Annotated in this window: 19 protein-coding genes; 9 read left to right on the forward strand and 10 right to left on the reverse strand. The window is 56.3% G+C overall.

Translation table 11 applies throughout. From position 1 onward, the window contains the following. Positions 1 to 114: 114 nt before the first annotated feature. Positions 115 to 2784 carry a response regulator gene (locus J3U88_RS15660; protein ID WP_207859860.1) on the forward strand — a complete coding sequence of 890 codons (2670 nt, stop codon included), beginning with the start codon at positions 115 to 117 and terminating at the stop codon, positions 2782 to 2784. Positions 2785 to 2995: 211 nt separating this feature from the next. After that, positions 2996 to 5404 carry a M48 family metalloprotease gene (locus J3U88_RS15665; protein ID WP_207859861.1) on the forward strand — a complete coding sequence of 803 codons (2409 nt, stop codon included), beginning with the start codon at positions 2996 to 2998 and terminating at the stop codon, positions 5402 to 5404. A gap of 22 nt (positions 5405 to 5426) precedes the next feature. Here J3U88_RS15665 and J3U88_RS15670 read toward each other — a convergent pair whose 3' ends face one another. From J3U88_RS15670 to J3U88_RS15685, 4 genes are all read right to left on the reverse strand, one after another. Next, positions 5427 to 5909, reverse strand: coding sequence for a GFA family protein (locus tag J3U88_RS15670; protein WP_207859862.1), 483 nt, complete (start codon positions 5907 to 5909; stop codon positions 5427 to 5429). 402 nt (positions 5910 to 6311) lie between these two features. Next, a complete protein-coding gene (locus J3U88_RS15675; protein ID WP_207859863.1) occupies positions 6312 to 8408 on the reverse strand; it encodes a protein kinase domain-containing protein in 2097 nt (698 codons plus the stop codon). A gap of 164 nt (positions 8409 to 8572) precedes the next feature. After that, positions 8573 to 9847 carry a hypothetical protein gene (locus tag J3U88_RS34670; protein ID WP_207859864.1) on the reverse strand — a complete coding sequence of 425 codons (1275 nt, stop codon included), beginning with the start codon at positions 9845 to 9847 and terminating at the stop codon, positions 8573 to 8575. 169 nt (positions 9848 to 10016) lie between these two features. Beyond that, the gene (locus tag J3U88_RS15685) at positions 10017 to 11639 is read right to left on the reverse strand and encodes a GAF domain-containing sensor histidine kinase (protein WP_207859865.1); all 1623 of its coding nucleotides are present in this window, start codon (positions 11637 to 11639) and stop codon (positions 10017 to 10019) included. A gap of 525 nt (positions 11640 to 12164) precedes the next feature. On the opposite strand from J3U88_RS15685, the gene J3U88_RS15690 reads away from it, so the two are divergent. Continuing rightward, positions 12165 to 12860: a YceH family protein gene (locus J3U88_RS15690; RefSeq protein ID WP_207859866.1), complete on the forward strand. Its 696-nt coding sequence runs from the start codon at positions 12165 to 12167 to the stop codon at positions 12858 to 12860. A gap of 87 nt (positions 12861 to 12947) precedes the next feature. Here J3U88_RS15690 and J3U88_RS15695 read toward each other — a convergent pair whose 3' ends face one another. The 3 genes from J3U88_RS15695 to J3U88_RS15705 all read right to left on the reverse strand — a co-directional run bounded on the left by J3U88_RS15695 (position 12948) and on the right by J3U88_RS15705 (position 14368). Beyond that, positions 12948 to 13325, reverse strand: a complete 378-nt coding sequence (locus tag J3U88_RS15695) for a hypothetical protein (RefSeq protein WP_207859867.1) — start codon at positions 13323 to 13325, stop codon at positions 12948 to 12950. A 196-nt stretch (positions 13326 to 13521) separates the two neighbouring features. Beyond that, the gene (locus J3U88_RS15700) at positions 13522 to 13905 is read right to left on the reverse strand and encodes a hypothetical protein (protein ID WP_207859868.1); all 384 of its coding nucleotides are present in this window, start codon (positions 13903 to 13905) and stop codon (positions 13522 to 13524) included. Between the two features lie 79 nt (positions 13906 to 13984). Next, entirely contained in the window at positions 13985 to 14368 is a 384-nt protein-coding gene (locus J3U88_RS15705; protein ID WP_207859869.1) for a hypothetical protein, read from the reverse strand. Between the two features lie 486 nt (positions 14369 to 14854). Here J3U88_RS15705 and J3U88_RS15710 point away from each other — a divergent pair, with 486 nt between their 5' ends. Continuing rightward, entirely contained in the window at positions 14855 to 15238 is a 384-nt protein-coding gene (locus J3U88_RS15710; RefSeq protein WP_207859870.1) for a BlaI/MecI/CopY family transcriptional regulator, read from the forward strand. A gap of 14 nt (positions 15239 to 15252) precedes the next feature. Here J3U88_RS15710 and J3U88_RS15715 read toward each other — a convergent pair whose 3' ends face one another. From J3U88_RS15715 to J3U88_RS15725, 3 genes are all read right to left on the reverse strand, one after another. Then, on the reverse strand, positions 15253 to 15438 hold the full coding sequence (locus J3U88_RS15715) for a hypothetical protein (RefSeq protein WP_207859871.1): 186 nt from the start codon (positions 15436 to 15438) through the stop codon (positions 15253 to 15255). A 4-nt stretch (positions 15439 to 15442) separates the two neighbouring features. Further along, positions 15443 to 15916 (reverse strand): hypothetical protein, encoded by a 474-nt coding sequence (locus tag J3U88_RS15720; protein WP_207859872.1) that lies wholly within the window; start codon positions 15914 to 15916, stop codon positions 15443 to 15445. A gap of 190 nt (positions 15917 to 16106) precedes the next feature. Further along, positions 16107 to 16610, reverse strand: a complete 504-nt coding sequence (locus J3U88_RS15725; RefSeq protein ID WP_207859873.1) for a hypothetical protein — start codon at positions 16608 to 16610, stop codon at positions 16107 to 16109. 284 nt (positions 16611 to 16894) lie between these two features. Here J3U88_RS15725 and J3U88_RS15730 point away from each other — a divergent pair, with 284 nt between their 5' ends. The 5 genes from J3U88_RS15730 to J3U88_RS15750 are packed head-to-tail and all read left to right on the forward strand — an operon-like array spanning position 16895 to position 22999. Beyond that, positions 16895 to 17935: a hypothetical protein gene (locus J3U88_RS15730; RefSeq protein WP_207859874.1), complete on the forward strand. Its 1041-nt coding sequence runs from the start codon at positions 16895 to 16897 to the stop codon at positions 17933 to 17935. Further along, positions 17928 to 18947, forward strand: a complete 1020-nt coding sequence (locus J3U88_RS15735) for an AAA family ATPase (RefSeq protein WP_207859875.1) — start codon at positions 17928 to 17930, stop codon at positions 18945 to 18947. Before J3U88_RS15730 ends, J3U88_RS15735 begins: the two co-directional genes overlap by 8 nt. Then, positions 18944 to 20494, forward strand: coding sequence for a hypothetical protein (locus J3U88_RS15740; RefSeq protein ID WP_207859876.1), 1551 nt, complete (start codon positions 18944 to 18946; stop codon positions 20492 to 20494). Before J3U88_RS15735 ends, J3U88_RS15740 begins: the two co-directional genes overlap by 4 nt. Beyond that, positions 20487 to 22559, forward strand: a complete 2073-nt coding sequence (locus J3U88_RS15745) for a GAS domain-containing protein (RefSeq protein ID WP_207859877.1) — start codon at positions 20487 to 20489, stop codon at positions 22557 to 22559. Before J3U88_RS15740 ends, J3U88_RS15745 begins: the two co-directional genes overlap by 8 nt. Next, positions 22556 to 22999 (forward strand): hypothetical protein, encoded by a 444-nt coding sequence (locus J3U88_RS15750; protein ID WP_207859878.1) that lies wholly within the window; start codon positions 22556 to 22558, stop codon positions 22997 to 22999. Before J3U88_RS15745 ends, J3U88_RS15750 begins: the two co-directional genes overlap by 4 nt. Positions 23000 to 23014 lie beyond the last annotated feature (15 nt).

Here is a 23014-nt window from a genome sequence, read left to right on the forward strand (position 1 = left end):
CTTGTCACCAGCACGCTGCTTTGGTTTGGAACCTTGGATCCCTCGCGGCGGCCCTAAGTGTCGACGCTGGAACCGCTTCATGGGCGCAAACAATTTGAACCGTGAGGGATATGCATGACGCCGGGCGAGTTCATGGAGTACATCATCAAAGCCAATCGCGACGGCCGTCTCGATGATGTGAAATCCATTGTTCGTGAGGGACTGAGCCGGTTTCGCGAAACCGCGGTGACCGATCTGATGAACACCCTGTTTGAGGTGGACGCCAAGTTGCGCGATACCGTCTACCAACTGATGATCGCCGATGGTGGCGAAGATCTCCTCGAACACCTGATTACCATTATCCGCAAAGAGAAAAACCCGCTTTACTTCAAGAACCACATCCTGCACTTCGCCAATTTAGAAGTGCCCCGGGCCATTGACGCCTTGGAAGGTATTGAAGAAGGATTGCCGCCGGACTGTCGCATGCAGTGGCAGCGTTCGATGGGAAAGCTTAAAGCCAAGTTTCGAGAATACAACTACATGCGTGAGTTTGAGAAGCATGCGCGCAATCCCAAGCGGGTCAAACAAGCGGCGGACATGATGATCAAACAGCCGCACCCCGACTACGTGCCGTTTCTCAACCGCATGGCCGGTCATCATGAGGAGATCCTTTCGCGTGAGGCGGTGCGTGTCCTGCTCAAGTTGGGCAATCAGTCCTCGTTTAATCCGCTCTCCGAGCTGTTTAAGCGGCTCGCGGTGGATCGCATGAACGCGGAACAATTTTTGAGCCTTGCGCTGTTTCGCGAAAAGTTGGAAACCTACGATGCCTTGAATCTGTTGAAAGAGGTCGAAGATTTGGTCGATACCGGTTGGCGCGATAGCGACCGCGACGATTTGCGCGAGGAGTTGCGTACCAAGAAGTTCGATACCGTGGTCGGATATATTTTGGTCGCTTTTGGTTTTCGCGCCGGCTCCTTGTACGACCAGGCCAAGTTCGTGCTGCTGAATCTGATCGACGAGGATACGCAGGTGACCAAGGTTCAGCGGGAACGCCTGCGCGGTGCGGTTAAAAACCGGATTGAGCATTCGGGTGAACGGCTCCACGAAATTGTCTCGGCGATGTCCCACATCAACCGGCAAAAAGAATCCGATTCTTTTATCGCGGTTTTGGAAAAAATGATGCCCGCCTCGCTGCCTGAACGGGAGACCCTGATTTTTTCCGCGCTGGCGGGCTTGGAAAGCGCGAGTGCCAAAGCGCGGCTTTTGGCGTATCTTCAGGGGGATCCAACCCAGGCCAAAAAAGTGTTGGAGGCTTTACTGCACTTTGAACTGGAAACGGTGCCCGATTCGGTTGCCGAGTTGGCCGGCAACGCGGGCGACAGCGGGGTTCGTCAAACCGCGCTGGCCCTGGTCGCCAAAAGCAAGGAACCCCAAAAGGTATTACGTCCTTTGCTTGAGCATGAATCGGTTGCGGTTCGCGCCGATGTGGTCAAAACCATTGCCGAACATCAGCTTGAGAGCTGTTTCCAAGACCTGCTCGACTTGCTCAAGCTGGAACAATCGGTCAGTTTCATGCTGGTGGTGCTCGAGGCCTTGGAGGCGTTTGAACGTTCGGAAACCGCCCTGGCGGTTCAGCGGTTTATGATGCCGCCCAATCAAGCCAAGGTTCGTTTTCAGGCGATGCGGACCCTGTTCGTCGCGGGCGGTGAACAGCATCGCGACGCGATGATTTTCCAAGCATTACAGGATTATCCGAAGCGTAATTTCCCGGAAATGTTCGATGAATTTGTCGCGCTTTGGAAAAGTGAACTCAAAGAGAACCCGGCACGGACCGAGGCGATGCTGTCCTTCCAAAACTTTTGGGAACAAGCCCTCAGTCATGAACATGCAGATGTGCGGCGGCGTACCTTGCAGTTAATGGACCAGGTGGCTTGGGAAAAGGTTGGTGAACCGGAGTGGTCGGCCATTTTCCAGCAGGCGCTTTACAAACTCAAAGACAAACGGGCCAAGGACGAACCGGAACAATTGCGCCGCTTCGTCACCCGGATCAACATTCGTTTGGAGGACTTGCGCAAAAAAGAAGCGATGCGCGCGCGGTTTGGGGAAATTATCGAACGCTTCCAGAAAGACATTCAGTTTGAAAAGGTTCAGGCGTTGCGGGAACTGGAGCAAACCTACCATCCCGATATGCTGCTCGACAACGAAGCCATGATCCTACCCTTGGTGGTCGGTTTACGCGAGTTCCTCGATCATCACGAGGAGACCCACAAAATGGAAATTTTGGCGATCCAAGTTGCGGGCAAACTCGGCTTGCCCTCGATGCGGGCTAAGATTGAGCAATACCTCAAGCATCCGAACATGGCTGTTGCTCAAGCGGCGCGGAATGCGATGCAGATTCCGCTAAATGAGAAACTGCGTGTCCAGCTAATCAAAAGTGTATTGGTGGTTGACGATTCCCATTACATTACCGATCTGGTGGCCCGCATCTTGGAAACGAAAAATTACAAGGTGGCGCGTGAAAATAAGCCCGAAAATGCTGTCGGTCGCATGGAACAACACACTTTTGATCTGCTGATCATTGATCTCAAAATGCCGGTGATGGACGGTGCACAGGTTTTGCAAGCCGCCGTCCAGGCCCGGGTCAAACCCCGTTTCACCATGGTTTTGACCGGTAACCGCAACCGTGAGGAGTTGTTGGAAGCTTCGCGGTTCGGGGTCGATATGATTGTGCTTAAGCCGTTTAACGCCAAGGATATATTGAAAAGAATTCGGTCCTTGGAAGAGAAGTGGTTGGCGGGTTCCTGACCCTTTGCCCGCACCGACCGCGCCGCGTTTGGGTATGTTTGCACCGGTTGGCCCGAGGTCAGGCGGCTTAGGCGGCTTTGGCCGGCGGCGGTTTTTGCCGGGATGGGTGCGTGGGCGCCGGCATCGTTGGGGGGCCGATGGGTCCGCCGGCGCCGTCGTGGAACTTCCGGTGGAGGATGCGCGTTCAAGATAATGAAACCCAGGGGGGGTCATGAAACAGGCGGATCTTGATTGGATTGCTTCGTCCGGTTTAGGCATGGTGCGCGAGAGCCAGCAACTAAAAGGGCCGTTAGCGGCGACGGGTTACCATGATCCGGTTTTGGTTTTGACCAACCGCGGCCTTTTTTTGGTGGCCACCCGCGCGGGGATTTCCGGTTGGCATCATCAGCTTCGCCCGGATGAATTGAAGCTGGAAAAAAAGTTGATGGGCGATGTGTTGCTTTGGAACAACAACCGGTTGTCGATCCCGACGGGTCGTTCTAGCAAAGTGCAACTGCTGCTGGCCCATTTTCAGGTAGCGAACGGGATGACGGGCGCGCCGCTGAATAAGTTGGAGAACCGTTATTTGGGAAAGCCGTCGACCGTGGCCGGCTACTGGCTTCGCGCCCATCTCGCCCCGCGCGAAACCTTGCTGGTCTGGTTAGAGACCAGCACCAAAACAACGGTTGATTCGCCGATTTTGGGCAAGGTGAAGGTACCTTATACTTTTTTTATGACGGATCGTCGCGCCGGTTTGGTGGCGATCAGTGAAATAGGTGATGGTTTGATGCATGTCGCCGTGGAAACGACCTTGGTTTGCGAGGCAACGCGACCCTACGCGCGCTTGTCCTTTGGGGGAGAGGTGTTTCAGAGTGGGCTGGGCAATGCCGGATTGTTTCGAGAGCTCAGTGAAATGGCGGGTTCGGGATTGCCCGAGATTTACCGTGAACTTGCCCGACTGCACGGGATGTACGCGGGCAAAAAAGCCAGGGCCACGGTGCTTGAACTGCTGCGACGCGCGGCCCAGGTGGGGGATCCCTTGTCGGGGTTTTTGGCTTGGTCTTTGGACGAGAACCAAACGGACCAAAACGAACGGGATCATTGGTTGCGCTTGCTGCAGCGGCATTTTCCAAACGGCTTGGCCTGGGCCGAGGCATTAACGGGCTGGTCGTTTGAACTGGAACTGGAGTGGTTGCTCCTGGAGCAGGCGTTGGAAAGCGACCTGGTCCCGCCCGATTGGAGTTTGGCGTTTCACCGCGCCCTGCACCAGCGTGCCGTCGCCGCGGAGAAAGAACCCTTCCGGCTGGCCGCATTGGATTTGGCGCTGGCCGCGCATCTGAAACGGGCGGCTGAAACCAATGAGGCCCGAGCACTGTTGGTCGAACGGCTCAACCAATTGCCGTCGGAGCAAATGGCGGAAGTTCAAAATTTCGCCGGACCCGCGGGTGGGCGTTCCTTCCGCGCGCGGCTGCTCGACCTCCAACTCTCCCTCGAATTGCCGCAAAGTCAGGCGTGGCGGGATTGTTTGGATCAGCTTGTGATGACCAATCCCCTGAATGCGCATTACTTAATGCTCAAGGCGAGTGATGGCGGCAAGGACGGCGACGCGCGTTACCAGAGGCTGGCCGATCTGTTGCGACGCGGCCACCTGCGGGCCGAAACCTCGGCAACGATGGATGCCGCGATGTTCTTGCCCTTGACCGACCAACAAGGAAAGGAGCAGTTACAGCACCCGTTGGTACGCCAAGGCGGCGTGTTGGCCAAGGTTCAGCAAGCCCTTGCCAAGGCCGAGGCGCCGGATCGCGGCGCCCTGCGCAACTTTTGTGAGCGGCTCAATCAAGATCGTTTTCCCATCCTGCGCCGGGCGGTGCGTGACGCCGCGCTTGTGTTGGGTTTGGAGGGGGTTGAGGTTTACCTTTCCCGCGGTGACCAATCGATTGGAACCCGAGGCTTTGAAGGATCGCCCCCGTTTCTGCTGCTGGGTGGCGACCATTTGAATGCAAACAGTGATTACTTTCTTCGTCCAAATGAGTTGCGTTTTGTGGTTGCCGCCGAGTTGGCGCACATTCGCTTTAAGCACGGTCGCTTCCGACCCGCCGATGTGTGGGCCGGGGCGTGGGACAAGGGGCGCAGCGGCCTGGATATCGTCTTTTCGGTGGTGCCGCTGCTCAAAGGGGTGAGTTTGTTGAGCGGTTTTTCCAAGGCGGTGACGGCGGCCCAAAGCGGCGCGTTGGGGAAGGTCTTGGGTGCCTTGGGTTTTGCCGAGGCGGCCGTGGGAAAATGGAACGAAAACACCGGAGGCGAAGCGCGGAACCCCAACACCAATTTGAGTCTTGAGAACGAGACCTTGGTGACCACCCAACGGGTCCTTCAATTGACCGCGGATCGCGCCGGTTTGCTGTTGTGTGGCGATCCCTTGGCCGCGATACGGGCGATTTTTTTGGATCACTCTAATTTACGCGAGGGGTTTCGGCGCCTGGAGGACGAGGGCTTGGGCGGACTGGCGCACATTCAAGAGGTGGCTTCGCCGGCCTTTGGTGATGCGCTTCAGCGGGTTCAGGCATTGCTCGCTTTTTACCTCTCGCCGGATTACGCCCTATTGCGCGATGAAATCACACGGCATGAGGTGGAGCCGGCTTAAGCTGACTTGCGATGCGCCGGGTTCAAACGTGGGTCAAGGCCCAGGGTTCCTCGGTGGTTTCGTGAATGCTGGGGAAGGTCAGGGTCACGTTGTTGATCCACTCAACCGCCCGACGCGCGTTACGGCGCGCCGTGGGTTCGCTGCTGTAGTCGTGGTAATGGGTATTGCAGTCAATCGCGCAGAAATCATCCAGGGTGTTGGCGTTTAGCACCGCGCGTGGGTCGGTTTCGCTGCGACACAACACAAAAGGCGCCACATGGCAGGCGTGGCATGCGTAGAAGTCCGATTCGCTGTTGCAGAATTGGACCAACCGAATCAGTTCCTCGTCGAAGACCTCGGCAACCAAGATGCCGTGGTGATGCGATAACCAACGACCGCCATGTTTGGTACAGGCCCGGCATTTACAGGCGCGCAAGACAATATCGGCCAAGGAGGCCGGGGAGTAGTAGCGGAAACGAATGTTGCCGCAATTGCATCGCCCATCCAATTTGTGAAAATGATCCATAGGTTCCCTCGCTGCGAGAATCAATCATGGGTTGCGGTGGCATTGGGAATGGATTGAGGGGTGCGAAACGACGGGGGAGGGGACATCGGTGCGACGGGCCCGGTTGTATGATAAACGCGCGAGGAGCGAGGCATTTGGTTCAAGGGTGGTCATAAATCGCGAAAAAATGATGAAAAGGGTCGCGAAAGGTTGTAGGGATTCTTGGAATAAGGTTCCGCGTTGACGATTGATTCGTCCGTCCATCATAAAAAAGTCAGATGGGCGGTGACAATGGTTTTTTGCCGAGACCGGCGTCCAGGTGAAGGCTTGAAGAATTAAACAGAGGGATCGCCATGTTGGTTTAGTCGCGGTGATCCAAAAAATAGTTTGCCCTCATCCAAATTTTTCAGCCGAGGGTTCGCACTATTCCGTGGGGATTTGTTTCAATGCCTTGCGCATCTCGGCAAGGTCTGTGAAACGTTCGCCCGGTTCTTTGGCAATGGCTTTGAAAATAAGGGCTTCGAGCGCCTCGGGAATGTTTGGGTTGATCGCACGCGGCGCGGGCGGCATTTCGTTTAGGTGCATGTTGAGTAGCTCGATCATGGTACGCGCTTTAAAGGGACGTTTTCCGGTGAACATTTCAAAGGCCATGATGCCGATGGCGTAAATATCGGAAAGCGGCGACATTTCACCGTTGAACTGTTCCGGCGCCATGTATGTGGGGGTCCCGGTGACGCGGTTGTCCTCATCGCCTTTGGCAATACGCGAGACCCCGAAGTCCATCACCTTGGCGACACCGCGCGCGGTGTTGAGCATGATGTTTTCCGGTTTGATATCGCCGTGGACCACGCCTTCCTCGTGGGCCGCGCGCAAGCCCTCGCAGACTTGCGAAAGAATGCGAATGCCAATGCGCAGCGGCAGCGGACGGACTTTTTTGAGCAGGGCCTTGAGCGTTTCGCCGGTGACAAATTCCATGCTGATAAATTGGACACCTTCGATTTCGCCGAGGTCGTAAATACGAATGACATTGCGGTGGGTCACCCGTCTGGCCAGCTTGGTTTCCTTGATCATCATTTTCTTTTCGGATTCGCGGTCAACCAACAACATCTTGACCGCGACAACCTCGTCAAGGGTGTGGTCTTTCACCTTGTACACCACGCCCATACCGCCGCGACCCAATTCCGAAATAACCTCGTAACGTTGGCTCAACGCAAAACCGGAGGGCAGGCTGCGACCGGTTTCCATGCTGCGCATGACGGCCTCGTGAATTTGCGAGGTGATGCTGGTTTGGTTGGTGCGGGCCGTAATTTCGTTGCCGCCCAGAATTTGGGTTGGGTCCCCGTCCAAGGTTGCCATCATGGAGTCCATCAAGGTGCCGCTATTTGCCGCGCCTTCCTGGGCGGCGCGTTCCAGGAATTGAATCAGTTCCTGTTGTTCGCGTAATTCACGCACCAGCTCGCGAAAAGCGTTGGCCATGGTACCGATTTCGTCGTGGCGGTCGACCAGAATGGCGGCGTCCCCATAATCGCCTTGGCGAACCTGTTCGATGTGGTTCACCAGCAAGCTGACGGGTCGGGTGACTTGGCGCGCCACCATCAGGCTGATGGGGACCAGGAACACCAGGGCAATGGCGGCGATGATAATCATGCCGAACTGAATCGAGCGGAAGGGAGCCAATTCGTTGGCCAGTGATTTGAGGATAATGAGGCGGCCGATTTGTTTGCCGGAGGCGGCGACGATGTCGGTGGCGGAAGCTTTGAAGGCGACATCTTGAATGTGAATTTCGAAGGCGGTTTGGTCCGCGGGTTCAGCCAGCGATTCCAAGGTGCTGCGCATGGCGCCGACGGCCACGTCGTCCTTGAAATATTGGGCCGCCAGGTCCAGTTCCCCGCTGGGGCGGTTAACCAAAAAAACCACGTTACAACTGGCGATTCCGCCGATTTGTGCGGCGGTTGCGTCGGTGATTTGATAGCCGACGATGACAAAGCCGGCCAAAAAGCCGTCGGGTGTGCTGAGGGGTGAAAGCACGCAATCGTACAGTTTCCCGTTGGAGTAGAGGCGATCAATGACCACGGGTTCTTCGCCTTGTTCGGCGCGGGTAATGAGTGCGTCGACCATGGCGGTGACGGGGCCGGCCGCGTTGGTTGCGATTTCCCCGGACGTATCCACCACGGCGCCGCCTTCTTCATTGAGCACCAACATGAACTCGGCCCCGGAAAAACGCTGAATTTCGCTAAATTGGTCCGCGGCGGATTCGGGTGCGTTGCTCTCGATGGCTTCGATCATATAGGCCTGGAAGGCGGCGTTGCCCGAAACGTAGGTGTTGACGGCTTTGAGTTTTTCGGCGATTCGTTGTTGGTAGTTGCTGTAAATGGCGTGGGTCAACTGGAGGCGGTCGCGAATTTCATCTTGAGCGATGCTGCTGGTCTGTTGGTTCAAAAAAAACAGCATGGACGCGGTGAGCAAAACGGTGACAAACAAGATGGCGAACAAGACTTTGTGATTAAACGATAAGTGCATAACGTGCCTCAAAACGGGTCTCGGGAACGGAATCGCCCTCCTCGCCGGCTTCTGGGGCGGTCGCATTCAGTGCGATCACGTGGGACTTGCCGCTGAAAACGAGGAAAAGCATGCAGGGCATACTGAGATAACGCTATATCCTAACCCAAAGGTTGCCAAAAAGATCAATAACGCTCGCCTTTGCGTTTTTCGTAGGGCTTGCCTTCTTTGTTGAGGTGTGGCTTGAGCCGCAGGCTGCGGACTTTTAGCTCGATGTTGACGGGTTCGGCGCGACCGTTGGCCACAACCACCTCGGTTTTGGATAAGCCGGTGAGCTTGTGGATGGCGGCCAAGGTATAGGTGCCGTCGGGTAAGCCTTTGATTTCGAAGCGTCCGTCTTCGTCGGCATAGGTAAAGAAGGGATTGTTGCTGATGTAAATCATGGCGTTCATGCTGTGATGGACGTTGCAGTAGACGCGCACCAGACCCTCATAGAGGAAGGTGTGCCTGGCTCCTTCTCCTTTGCTGTAGCGTCCCGCGTCGAACTTATTTTCCTTGGAAACGCTAAACACGTTGTGAATGATGGGGTCTTGGTTTGGGAATTGGACGGTGGCGCCGCGGGGGACAACCAGTAAACCGGGGCGGAAGGTTTTGTCCTTGGTAACGATTTGGTAGTCTTTGGCAACGATGTCGGCGGGAATGTTTTGATCACTGTCCATTATCACCAGGGCGATTGCTTCCTCGGCCAGGTCCAGTTTGCGTTTGGAGCGACCGGTAAACAAGACTTCGCCGCTGATAACACCATTGGGTTGCGCGGGTGTCGGTTTGGGTTTAGCGACGGGCTTGGGTTCAGGCTTAGCGACGGGCTTGGGTTCTGGTTTCGCGGCGGGCTTGGGTTCTGGTTTCGCGGCGGGCTTGGGTTCTGGTTTCGCGGCGGGCTTGGGTTCTGGTTTCGCGGCGGGCTTGGGTTCTGGTTTCGCGGCGGGCTTGGGTTCTGGTTTCGCGACGGGCTTGGGTTCTGGTTTCGCGACGGGCTTGGGTTCTGGTTTCGCGGCGGGCTTGGGTTCTGGTTTCGCGGCGGGCTTGGGTTCTGGTTTCGCGGCGGGCTTAGGATCGGGTTTCTCGACGGGCTTGGGTTCGGGTTGTGGTTCAGGCTTAGCGACGGGTTTGGGATCGGGTTTAGGTTCAGGTTCGACGACGGGTTTGGGATCGGGTTTGTCGACGGGCTTGGATTCAGGTTTGACAGGCTCCGGTTTTGGTTCAACCGGTTTCGGTTTGGCTTCCGGCTCGGGTTGGGTCGGTTTGGCTTCCGGCTCGGGTTGGGCCGCTTGCGTGGGACGCGCGGTTGGCGCGGGTGCTGAGGTTGTTTTTTTCCCCTGAGGGCCGCAAGCAGCTAGGAGCAATAAAAGTAGGACGCCGATGACCCCGGCTCGATGCTGTATCCAAAAACCCACGTTCATGATTGTCTTCTCCATCCCACGCTGAATTGTGCTCGCACATCGCGCCGGCCCATGAGGGCCGATGCGGGGCAATGCCTGTCTGAAAGGTTGGCTCCATTTCAGCCGTTAATGCCTGCTTTTGCAAGCGCGAAGCGTCGCGAAGGGTTGCCTTGACGATGATCCTCGAAGCTTACACGCGTTTTGGGACGGGTGGGAAAACCAAGGTAAAGGTGGTCCCGCAATGGGGACCGTCGCTGTGCACGGAAATGCGACCGCGCATTTCTTCCATGGCGTTGGCACAAAAATGTAACCCGAATCCATGCCCGCTTTCCTTGGTTGTAAAACCGTGTGTGAACATTTTAGCCAAATGGTCGGGTTCGATGCCGATCCCCTCGTCGCGGACATGGACCAGGACCTCGCCTTCGTCGTTTTCTTCTAGAGAGACGGCCAGGGCGCGTGCTTCCGGCGGCAGATGGCTCATGGCTTCGGCCGCATTTTTAATGAGGTTGACCAAAATATGGATGAGTTTGGCCTTGGAGGCGCGCACCGGTTTGTCCGTGCGGAAATCGCGTTTTATCAAAATCTTATGGCGTTCGAGGAAATTGCTTTGCAAGCTGATCGCCTCGTCGATGACCTGAACCACGGCCTGGATTTCCGAACCGCCGATTTTGGAAATGGTCTGTTGGGTTTCGATAATGTCCCGCATCAGGGTGGCTTTTTCATTGATTTTGCGGATCTCGTTGCTCAGCATGTCGTGGTCTTTTGCCAATTGGTTGCCGACTTTCAGCAAAAACCGCGGCAGGATTTCACCCTTGGGATTGTTGGTGAAAAAATCGGCCAAGTCGTTGATGTGTTCTTCGAAAACCTCGTGGGCGCGGATGAGTTGCGGCATTTTTGATTGGCGCAGGCGCGAATCGACCAACGAGCAAGACACCATGAGGGAATTGAGAATGTTGCCGATGTTGTGCAACACCGAGTTCGCAACCTCGGCGGTTCCGGTAACGCGTGCCATGTCTTTGCGCTCCGAGTCAAGGTTGGCCCGTTCCAAAAACACGGATACAATGGCCGCGACCATTTCTAAAATGGGAATTTGTGTCTCGTCAAAACAGTGAATTTGGGTGCTGACGAACTGGAGGACACCCATCACATGGTCCCCGGCCAAAATGGGGGTTGCCATCAAGGCATTGATTTCGTAAGCCAGTTCTTTGCTAACGCCTGGCCGGAAAAGGGGCTCCGAGGTTACGTCGTGGCAGAGGAAGGACTGCTTATGATCGATGACCCAGCCGGTAATGCCGACCCCGGTCGGAATCTCCAAGTTCGAAATTTTTCGCGATACATGGGGATCCACGCTGTAGCTGGCCGCAAATCGCAAGCCGCCGCCGTCTTCATTCAAGGTGAGGACGACCGCCCCGACCGCGTTAAAAAGGTTGCAAGCATGGCGCAGCAATTCGCCCGCGATGGTTTCAAAACAAACCTCGCTGCCGAGCGCGCCGGAAAACAGGGCCAACAACTGCAGGAGTTGTGGTTCTTCCGCGCCCGGCGTTTCCAAGCTCGGTTTGGTTTTGCCAAAGGACTCTTGGCGCATCAAGCGGCAAAAGAGCAGCAGTTCCTCTTCGCCGGCGCCTTGCGGAAGATGCTGGTAACCTGGACGTTGGTTTGATCCGCGTTTGATGAAACGCGGCCGCATCGGCTCCGGTAAATCGGGTTCGGGATAATCGTCGCCCCACAAAAAATGGAACGCGTCGGCGGCCAAAAAGGCAACCCGCTGTTCGTGATCGGCAAACTGCCGAGATTCGCGGAGATCGAGTTTCATACAGACCGGGTTCCTTGACGCGAGGGCTGTAACCATCGGTGCCAAAGCCGTTTTTCGCTGAGGGGCCGCGGGCGCGTTTCTTCTCATCATGCATTCATAGATAACCGATGAGAAAAGCTAAAGTTGATTGGCTTGGAAAATGGCTCTGAATAATTTATACCCGAACCGCGCCCGGAGTGCGACAAAGATTGTTGGGAACCGATGTGTTTTGGCTGGGTTCCCGTTTTAACAGAAGATAAACAACAGCGGTTTTTTAACTCATGTGCTGATTGCCCGCGATTCTTGGAGTGGTTCAGGTCGCTCGGTCGTTGTATTGCAGTGAGAAAGTGGCGGCTGGTTATTTTCTGACAGTGGTTGTGTGTATTTTGGTCTATCATCTTGAAAAATCGTTTTTTGATGGTTCCCGGGCGTGTCCGCGTCGGACCTTTTTCGACCTGGTTTTGAACGCGGCAACCTGATGGATGGGTGCCAATCATCCCTTCCCAGCCCGCCGGTCCCGTGAATCCCAGCCCATGTGGAGGCCTTATGGATGAACTTGTATTAACAGACGAACAAGTGCGTGTGCTCGGTGCCTTAATTGAAAAAGAAATGGCCACGCCTGACTACTACCCATTGACGTTAAATGCTTTGGTGAATGCCTGTAACCAAAAATCCAACCGCGATCCGGTGGTTCAATACGGCGACGGCGCGGTGCTCAAAGCCATTCAGGGCTTGCAGAGCCACAACCTTGGTTTCGAGGTCAACGCGGTTGACAGCCGGGTTCCCAAATATGAACACAATATTGGAAAACGCTTGATGCTGTCGGTCCAGGAAATCGCCATTTTGGCCGTGTTGCTGCTACGGGGGCCGCAGACCGTGGGTGAGTTGCGCGGTCGGACCGGGCGTTTGTATCCCTTCGAAAATTTGGAGGAAGTGGCGGTGACACTCGACAGTCTCGCGAATCGCGAACAAGGCGCCTTGGTGACCTCGCTCCCGATTCAACCTGGCCGCAAGGAACCGCGGTTTGCCCATCTGTTGGCCGGCGAGCCGCGGGTGGAAGAAACGCCGACCTATAGCTCGGGGCCGGCCACGCCGCCGGTGCCGGTCGCCTCCTCCGCGGCGCCGGTCGACGACGAACTGCGTGAGCAAGTGGCGCTTTTGGAAGAAGAAGTGAGCCGCTTGTCCGGCGAACTCAGCGAGCTTAAGGCGGCCTTTCAGGCTTTTCGTGAACAATTTGAGTAGCGGCTTGCAACCCAATAAAAAAAACCCAGGTAGCGCGTGCATACCTGGGTTTTTTGGTTTTTGGAATCGGGGGGAAATAACGCCTCCTTAATGGGGTTGGTCACCGGTCAATTTCACGATGTTCAGTTCGTTAACCGTGCGGTTTCCATCGCCGTCGTCGTAGATGTCGAGCACGATGATCACGGTTTCGTCGGGAGCGAAGCGGTTTTCTTTACGCATGGTGATGGTGACGGTGAAGGCCTTGTGGGTCCCCGTTGGGGGCACGATGTAGTAGACAGGGTCAACTTCGACATCGTTTAAGTTGTGGCCGGCGTCCAGGCAGGTCCAGTAGTTGTTCATCACCAACATATCGTTGTTTAAAAGGGCGCGCAGTTCGGGATAATGCTCAAGGTCGTTTCCGGCAAAGGTAGGGAAGGCGAGTAAGGCGAAGGCGGCCAGTGCGGCAAATTTTTTGATGGTATTCATGACATCCTCCTCGGTGGTGGAACAGATCGATGCTTGCTGTTTTGCTAGGTGTGTTGGGGGTGGCTCCCGCATTTCTCACGAGGATTCGTCGCGAGAAGCTGAAAGCCTTGTGAGTGCGAAGATTACGACCGAGAGCAAACGAAGTAATCGCATGGGTTTCATGCTTCGCAGCAGAACGCCTTGTGAGAAAAGCGGGCTAGGTTTTGGGAACCCCGCTGATGCGTCTGATGGTGATTTCTTTGACGGTCAGGTTACCTTCGCCGTCGTCGTAAACTTCACAGATGATTAAAACGCAATCGGTGACCAGGCTGCGGCGCTGCATATCCAGCGTGATGGTGAAGACATGGTGCTCGCCTTGGGGCGGGACGATGTAGTAGACAGGGTCCACGTCGTCATTGGCAAGCAAGTAACCGTCGTTTTGGCAGCCGGTAAAGTTGGTCATAACCAGCCCGTCTTGTTCGAGCAAGTCGTCGAGGTGGGGGTAATCGGCCAGGTCGCCTGCAAAAGCAGTCAAAGAAAAGGTCAAGCAGGTCAGGGCAAAGGTGCGAAAAAGTGTATGGAAGGTAGTATGGGTGTTCATGGCTTCCTCCGGTCGGTATGACAGTACTTGAGGACCTATTGATAAGAACACTTAATGAATCAATCATCCCTGATTTGATTTAGTTTTGAGGCAACCCGCTAATGCGTCTAATGGTGATTTCTTTGACTTTTAAGTTGCCTTCGCCGTCATCGTACACTTCGCAGATGATCAAAACGCAATCGGTAACCAGGCTGCGGCGTTGCATGTCGAGGGTGATGGTGAAGACATGGTGTTCGCCTTGGGGCGGAACGATGTAGTAGACGGGATCGACGTCGTCTTTGGCAAGCAGGTAACCGTCGTTTTGGCAACCGGTGAAGTTGGTCATGACGAGACCGTCTTGTTCGAGCATGTCCTCGAGCTGGGGATAATCCGCCAAGTTGCCTGCAAAAGTATTCAAAGAAAAGGTCAAGGTAGCCACAAAAAAGAACCGAAAAATGTGATTAAGAATGGTGTTGGCTTTCATGACATCCTCCTGATGAAAAGTGTTTTGTTTCTCAGGACGGTAAACATGTATAGCATTAGTGGTGCCAACTCTGAAAAAACCAAGCTGAAATATGGGCTTTGGGATTTTGTTGGGCGAAAAAACGCAAGGGCGAGGGAAGGAGCTTTTGGGAAGCGGTGGGTACCAACGCATGGCGGCGGGAATGCGATTCTTGGCGCTTAAAAAGCCGAGTGAGAAAAAAAAGAAAGGCGCCAAGTTCGCTGGGGTGTTGTCTGGTTTGACCAGATGATCTATGCTTTGTTGAGAACTTCGCCGGCTTTTGTTGAGACGAAAGGTGAAAACGCCAAAAAGTTGCCTGTTTTCACTTTTTTGTTGTCGCGGGAAAATTCGCGCAAGGTGCGTGAAAATACGCGGTTTGCTTGGGGACGGGCGAAAGCACCAGAAAAGGTTGACGAAGTACTGTGGTTATCGTACTTTGAGAACCTTAATCCATCGGAGTTGCGTGATATGTCGTCAAAACCGCCCTCGCAGTTAGAAACCCAAATTTTGGGATTGTTGTGGCGCGAAGGTCCGCTGACCGCCCGTCAGGTCTTGGAGCAGTTGCCCGACGGCAAGTCGCGCGCCTATACCAGTGTTTTGTCCACCATGCAGGTGATGGAGAAAAAAGGGTTGCTGGACCATCAGCGCCAGGGAAAAACCCATGTTTACCGGCCTTTGGTCGAGAAGGAAGAGGTGTTGCGCCCGGTTTGGCGCGATCTGCTGCGCAATTTCTTTTCGGGTCGGCCCGCCGCTGCGATGCAGCACTTAATAAATGAGAGCGAGGTCGATGCGGCCGAGTTGGATGAAATTCGCGCCCTGCTCGATCAAAAAGCCGCCAAGCGCAAAGACTAGGTTTTTCATCCACATTAATTGAGGATCATAAAATCCATGCCGCCGAAGGCATTGCCTGGAAGGTCGCGGTATTCTTTGGTGGACATTAGATCGATCCCTCCATAGCCGCTCGATTCCGCGGTGAAGTACACCCAGTCTTTGATTGCACCCTTTTCCAAAAGGACGAACGTATAGCGGCGATCTAGTTTGGGGCGCTGCATGGGGTTACTTAACGCACTCGATATAAAGGATGCCGAGCGACAAACCCTCTTGTCCGCATTTTGGACATATTTTGTTGGTTGGCGGCCAATAGGCGACCACGCTGTTTTCGGCGTTGCAGTTGGGGCAGGCCCCGATCAGACGGTCGGCGGGGGCAAAAGGGAACAGGAGGACTTGATCGGTGGTTTCAAATAGTGAAACGGGATGATTAAAGTCGCCGAGGTTGCGGGGGCGACCTTCTCGGTTCGGCCGACCTCGTTTTCTGGAAACCCGTTTGGGCGGGGTGATGTCCAACCGGTGCTTGATTCGCGCGGTGCGCGGGTGATTCAGGTCTGGGGCTGAAAAAGAAAAGTCAATGGTTTCCAAACAAAGTGCGCAAAAGGAGCAGGCGGGATCGTGCCCATAAGGATAGGTATTGATGCGTTTCATGAAATCGCACGATTTATGAGGACACCAAACGGCGTGGTCCTTTTCCATCATGGTTCTGCTCCCGATGTGCAAGCGGCTTGGGCCTTTGCGTCGCACAACAGTTTATCCTCGTTGCCAAACACAAAAAAGGCGGAACCTTACGGCTCCGCCTTTTTTGTACCCTCTGTGTCTCCCGAATAGCTGGGAAACCGTCTTTGATAAAGACCCCTTAGCGACTGATAAAGCTGTTCATTTGGGTGACCTATTTAATCGTCAGGCGGCCGTTGATTTTGTCACCTTCGATGCGCAGCAACTCGCGACCTTCCAAGCTGTCGATCACGTCCATCAGGTCTTCGCCTGATTGGATTTCGGTCAGGTAGTCAACCAAATCCATGGGGATGGTGATTTTGATTTTGCCCTCTTCGGTGCTGGTGATGTCGACGATGATGTCGGTGTCGGTCGTGGAAACAAAAATCGTTTCGTCGCCTTGGTTGATTTCGACATAATCGTTGGGGCCGACGTTGCGGATCTCCTGCCAAAGTTCAGTGAAGGTGTTGAATTCATCCGTTGCATGGGTTTGGACCAGGAATTGATCGAACTGGGTGTCAAATGCTTTGATCGTGTTGACCGGAATGTTGAGTTTAATGGTGGTGGGTTCGTCGCCGTCGGTGTTGGCGACCAACTCAAAGTTAAAGAAACGGGTCTCGTTTGCGAAAACCGTACCGGCCATCATCAATACCATTAAAGCGGTGATCATCTTTTTCATTGTTCCTCTCCCTCCAGAAGCTCTTGCCTTGTCTGGTTGCTGTAACGCACGGCTTTTCCGATGGTTTAAAAAAAAATTAAGAAAAATTACAATAAAAGCGTAAGTTGTTGGTTAAGTGTTGGTTGTTCGTGAAAGAAACAGCCCCGACGACGAGTGACATCGGCTTCGGTTCGACCGTATCAACAGTTCCATCGTCTATGGTTCCGGGGATTTGCCGGCGTCGACCATCCCCGATTGGTGCTAACATGCATCCACCATAACCAAGTCTGCCAAAGGACGTTGCGGTGCAGCAGTCACCTCCATCTCAGCTTGAACATCAACCCGGTCTGGTTTTTGACGCGCGTCACTTGGGCGCCCTTTCCCGCGTGTTGCGCCGTGAGGGCCACCGCTGGGTGCTGGACTTGCTCGCCGGCGCGGCGCCGGTCTCGGTGTTTGATCTCTTCGATGAGGAGATGCCGATCGGCCCTGCTTTTCGGCTGGGACGGCAGGTCGCTCGCGGACGCTTCAGGCGTTCCCTTATCCCCCGTCCCGTTCGGGTGCGGCGCATTCAGAAACGGGCGGTGCGTGGCAAGGTCTCGCTTGGGGCTTGGTTACGCTTCCACCAACGACAGCTTGAACGGGATTTGGTCACTTCGAACGTCTTGGCGGTGCCCGATGCCTTGTGGCCCTACGCGGGTCGCTTGGCTTGGCAGGAGCCCTTGTTTCAGCGAACTCTGGCGGCGGACGTCAACGGGCGTTTACGCCAATGTTTTATTTTTGAAGGTGGCGCCGCGCCGTTTCCCAGTTTTCATAGCAACACCTTTTGGGCGCTCTATTATGGGCTGTATCTCCAGCAACCGCGGCCTTGGTTGCGGCTGCGCCGTCGCCCCGGGTGGCGTGCCGCCGAGGCTTTGGCCCACATCGCCCGCACACAACTCACGCAACCCGATTGGGCCGGTTTTTGGGACCAGTGGTTGTTGTGTCACTTGGCGGTGCATTATGGTGCCGGCTTGAAACGCGATCCCCGATTCGCCGTGTTGTTGGCGTCCTTGCCGACCGCGCGCTGGTGGGGGGTAACCGCCGAGCCGCCTCCTGGTCGCCGTCTCAAGGGTTTGAAACGTTTGGGATCCCTGATGCGGCGTTTGGTCAAGGCGCCTTCACCCGCCGGTGAGACCCCGCGTGTGAAACCCGCGCCGCGATCCGCGCATCAACCCGCCGTACACCTGGCCCATCCTCAATGGTCCGCGGCGGTACCCACCGATTGGTTGTCCATGCTGAGTCCCCATGCGCCCACCTGGCGCGTGCAAGATCCGATTTCCACCCAAGGAGTGCCACAGAATGTTTAACCCTCAAGTTTTGGCGGCGTTGCGCCGCGCGGGCCACGCCCCGCTGACGCGCTTGGCCCAGATGGAAGAACAGTTGCGCGGCCGCTTTGCTTTTGCCGACGAGGCGATTCAGGCGCTCGTCTTGGCGTTGGCCTCGGGGGAACCGCTGTTGCTGATCGGCCCACCGGGCACCGGGAAATCGCGATTGATTCGCGCCGCCTGCGGCATGATGGGGCTGATTGGCGATGAGGACGGCCAGGATCATCCCGATTACTTCGAATACCTGCTGACGCCTTTTACTGAACCCGGCGAACTTTTTGGGTTTTACGATATCCCGCGTGCGATGCAAGGGGATTTGGCCCGGCTTGACAGCGGTATGATGCAAAAGGCAAGGGTGGTTTACCTGGACGAGGTGTTTAACGGTTCCTCGGCGATCCTTAACTCGATTTTGGCCTTTCTCAACGAACGCGTGTTTCACGACCGCGGCTTGCGGGTTCCGGTTCGGCTGGAAGCCTTGTTGGCCGCCACCAACATCATCCCAACCACCAGTGAGCTGCGTGCGGTGTTTGACCGCTTCACCCTGCGTTGCCACATTGACAACACCGCCGCGCGACCCGAGCTCCTCGGTGAATTGCTGCAAAAAGGCTGGCGCGAAACCTACGGATCCGAGGCATGGGTTGCGGCTGACGGCGATTTACTCGATCAACTGGCGCGCTTCCGGGATTTACTGCGCGAGCAAACCGCGCTTGGTCGCTTGCAACCCGCCGGCGACCATCCGCTACAACGCAAGCTGGCGCAAATCATCCATTTGGCGCGGCAGTACGAGCTGTCGCAAATGTCCAACCGCCGCGTGATCAAGCTGATCCACGTGATGGTGGTCCACCGTATTTACCGTGCGGTGCGGGATGGGGAAGAAGACCAAACCGCGCTTGATCTTGGTGGGCCCGAATTGCAATTGATCAACCGCTTCTTCCTCGACGAACAAGACGAGGAATTGGCCTTCAAATTAGAACGTTTGGCCCAGGTATCGTGAAGCAAGGCCTCCGTTTTTGCTATTTGCCCGCCGAACAGGCACGGCAATGGTGGGCCGCGCTGCGTGTTGCCGAGGACGGCCCGCTGTTGCATGAGCCGCACTTGCGCGTGGCGCGGGCTTTGGTTCACGAATGGCATGGTCGGCATCTCGGGATCATGCCGCCCGAGGCGGCTTGGTTGACGCGGCTGCTCTTTTTTCCCACCGAGTTGGATCAGCCGCCGCGGCCTTGGGCCGCGCTTTGCGCCAGGCTTGAGGCCATGCGCGGTGGCGCTGATGAGGACCAAGCCGGGTTGGCGGCGCGCGCCAAACGCGGGGTTCTGTTGCCCGCCCGCAAACCGCGGCTCAGCTTGATGCGGCTGTTTGAGCCGTTGTGGCGCAAGGCCCAAAGCGAGGTTGGCGAAACCCGACTGTTCTGTGAGGATGAGGGCCCCGCGCCGGTTTCCGCCGAGGAATTAACCGCCTACCGCGAGCGGCTCCACGCCGCCTTGGCGCTACTGGTTACCGCTGAAGCCACGCGTGGTTTGTTTGAGGAAACCCTGTGGTTGCTGTTGGATGAGCAGGCAACGGTGGTCCGGCGTCTCGATCCGCTCGGCCCGCGGTTGCTCGACGCACTCGCGCCTGTTTTGCCGCAACCCGCCCCGCTGTCGCTTAAGTCGGCACGCGGTGTCCCGCGGCGGGCGCGGGATCGCGTGCGGGAGCGGTCCGAGGAGGGGTACGCGGGCATTCACCTCACACGTCGCTTGCAAGATGTTGGCAATGTGCTGTTTAGCGAGTTTATGCAGCATCGCCTGGTTGCCACTGACCGGCTTTTAAACACCGGCTATTTGGCGTTTCAGCGCACGCCCAAACGCGACCGCACCCACCGCACCCACATCGCCTGTTTGATGCCGGACCGTTGGGTTGCACCCGCCGAGGCGGCGCTGGTGCGTGCATGTTGGCTTGAGGCGGCGCTGCGTTTCGCCTATTTTTCCCTGGCCCACGAGCGCTTGGCGACCGTTTTTCGGTTTGCCTTCTTCAATTGGGACGGCGCTTTTGCCCACCATCGCACCGCTTTGTCGGAATTGGACTTATCCGATTGGCGCAGCCTGCCGTTTCCCGCCTTCCGCCGCGAGTTTTTGAACCGAACCGGTTGGCCGTCGTTTCTGTTTGAATCCGGGCACAGCCCGGCGCGGCAGGCGGTGCCCCAGCTTGAAGAACCGCTGAATCTGGAAGCCGACCTGGCTGTTGCCCTGCGGCGCTTTTGGAAACCGCCGGCCGGCGACCGTTCTCAAACCGTCACCCAATTGCGGCTGCTGGTCCTGCCCGAGCGCGTTCGCACCCGTGGAACCGCCCTGGTTCACGCTTTGTCGGCGGGGCGTTCACCCAAAAACTGCGAGGTCGCCGTGCTCTGGGTCCCCCAATCACATACGGCCGATTGGTTGCTGGAGGTCGTGGGTGGCGGTGAACCCGAGGTCGTTTCGCCGCCTGAATCCGATTACCAACAACTCGGCGGCCGTTTGATCGCACGGTGGCTAACCTGGTGGAAAAAGGAGAGACGTGGTGGCTGAAACAAGGTTCTGGCAGTTACCGGAGACGGAGGTCCCCGAGGCTTTGGCCCGTTTGGCCTGGCTGGCGAGTGTTGCCGAATTGGAAGATCCGCCGTGGCTTGAGGTGGTTCCCTCCGCTTTTGGGCTCCAGCTTATCCTGTTGTTGCCGGTGGTACCGGTTTACGAGGAGGTGGCCGCGCGCTGTGCCCAGGAACTGGGCCGCGTATTGCGTCAAGGTCCGGCCGGCGGGCAAGCCATGCCGCTTGCCCCGGCGTGTTCCATGCTGGTCCACCACCTTGCAGGTGATCGATCCCTTGATGAAACCATCCCGGCCCATCACCTGGTGATCAGCGATTCCGGGGATCGCGAGGCCCTCGGGCAATGGTTTACCCTGTTGCGGGACCATGCCACCGCCGTACGGGTGGCGACCGCTGAAAACAGCGAGGGCGAACGGCTGACATTGTTCCACGTGTTGGACGATACCCGCCGGCGATCCCTTTTCCAGGCGTTGCTCGCCTCGGGGCGTTTGGATGAAACCGTGGTTTTGCAGGGCTTTGTGCTGGGTAACCTGCAACTGTTTGTCGGCCGCAACCAACGGCTGCTCGATACAGCCGTGATGCAGCAACTCGTATATTTATGTGCTCAAAAACCGGCGTGGTTCGGGTTCCGGCGCGAGATTCGCCGCGAGGGTTTGTTTGCCGCCTTTGACGATGGTTTGACCGGCGGCGGTGACGGTCAGATCGACCCAGTCTGGCGTTTTTGGCCGCTTTCCGATTTAGATTTCACCGGCCACGAGCAGTTAGAAACCAAACAGTCCGCGTCGCAAATGGGTTACCAGCAGGTTTCGCTGAACAACAGCCGTGCCGCCATGCTTGAACTGGCGGACACGCTCCAGGCACAAGCCGAGGAGGCCGGACGGCGTTTGAGCTTGCGCACCATGCCCGTGGTGGAAGAGTCGGGTTTCGAGCGCCGCGCGTTACGGGAACGCATCGCTGAATTGGAATACCGGTTGGCGTTTTTGGATCGCGCCGAGACGCCTCAGCCATGGCTCTGGCGGTTTGACCAAAGCCGGTTGCCGCTGCTGGCCGAGATCTTGCGCGGTTTGCCCAGCCAACTCCTGGTAGACGGTCCTTTGCGGTATGGGTTCTTTGCCGATGAATTTCAGCCAGGTGGTTATCATTACCTGTTGGTTCCGGGCGACCAGATGCTTTTGGAAGACGATGTCTTGTATCGGGTCTTGCATGAAGAAGGGGAAGGCTGCGCCTTTCAGCTCGATCCCTATTGGGCGCGGTACTACGGTGAAACCACCGGGGAATGCGCGGTTTACGTCCCTCGCGGTCAGGCCTTATTCCCTCCATTGCACCAGTGGGAGCCCAACAACAATGCGGCGTTTTTCCGGCACATGGTCACCCGTTGGTTTGCCGATGAAGGGCCTCGCGTTTCGATTCCCACCATGCCGCTGTACCTGTTTGAAGCGGATCCTTTTCACCCGGAACGGCTTCGTTTGCAGGTTTTGGACAACGAGGCGTTTGTGCCGTTGCGAACGCGGTTGGGCTGGCTGAACACGAACCTAAGCATCGCACGCCATGTGGATCAACAGGATTGGCCGGCGGCGCTGGGTGATCAGGCGCGGCGAACTGATCTGAACCGCGCTATGGAGCAGCGGTTGGCCGAGGCCGAACAGGCTTTTGATGAAGAAGCACGTCGGCTGGGTCGCACGGTGAGTGCTCAGGTACAGGATTTATTCGCCTTGCTCACGCGCGAAAGCCAGAGTGTGATGGAGGAGGCTTGGCGCACGGCCGACGAACTCTCGCGTTTGAAGCAGGGGTTGACGCGGTTGACCCATGTTAAAAAAGATATGGATGAAATGCTGGAAGAGGCCGAGGACCATTTGCGTGAAACCGAACAACAATCCTCGGCCTTGTCGCGCGAGTTGCAGGTTTTGGAGACCAAACTCAAGCAGGCGATGCGCGCGCGGCGACGGATGAGCGATGAGGTGATGGACGAGGTGCGGGCCTTGCAGGAACTCCACGACGATTTGAAAATGCGTTTTGCCAAAATGCTCAAACCGGGTCAGGACCCATGAGCGGGGAAGAGACGCCGAAGCCGCTGTTGGAAGCGGTCCAAGAGGAGCTTAACCAAGGCCGGCTCAAACGGCGCGAGCATCTGAAGTCGATTCGCGCCGCGGCGTATGAGTCAGAAACCGTGGTGGAGGACTGGCCCACGCTTCGCAAGAACCTAACCGGGCACGTTTTTCCCAAGATGCACGCTTGGGTTAAGGAAATTCGCGCCGTGGTTAAGCCGGGCCAAATTCGCCAACTTCACAAACAACGTCGCGCCTTGGAGCGTTTGTCGGGCATTACCTGGTGGCATCCCCGTGGTGCTTGGTTGCGGGCGCGGGTTTTGTTTTATGGACTGGGCCTGTTGGGCATTGGCTTGTTTTATTTGGCGGTCGTTCTCGGCGGATTGACCTTAATCGCGATGATGGTTTACCGCTTGATTTCCTGGTGGCAGGACTTTTTCTGAGGTTGTGCATACCGA

It is taken from the genome of Acanthopleuribacter pedis (genome assembly GCF_017377855.1).
GTDB lineage: Bacteria > Acidobacteriota > Holophagae > Acanthopleuribacterales > Acanthopleuribacteraceae > Acanthopleuribacter > Acanthopleuribacter pedis.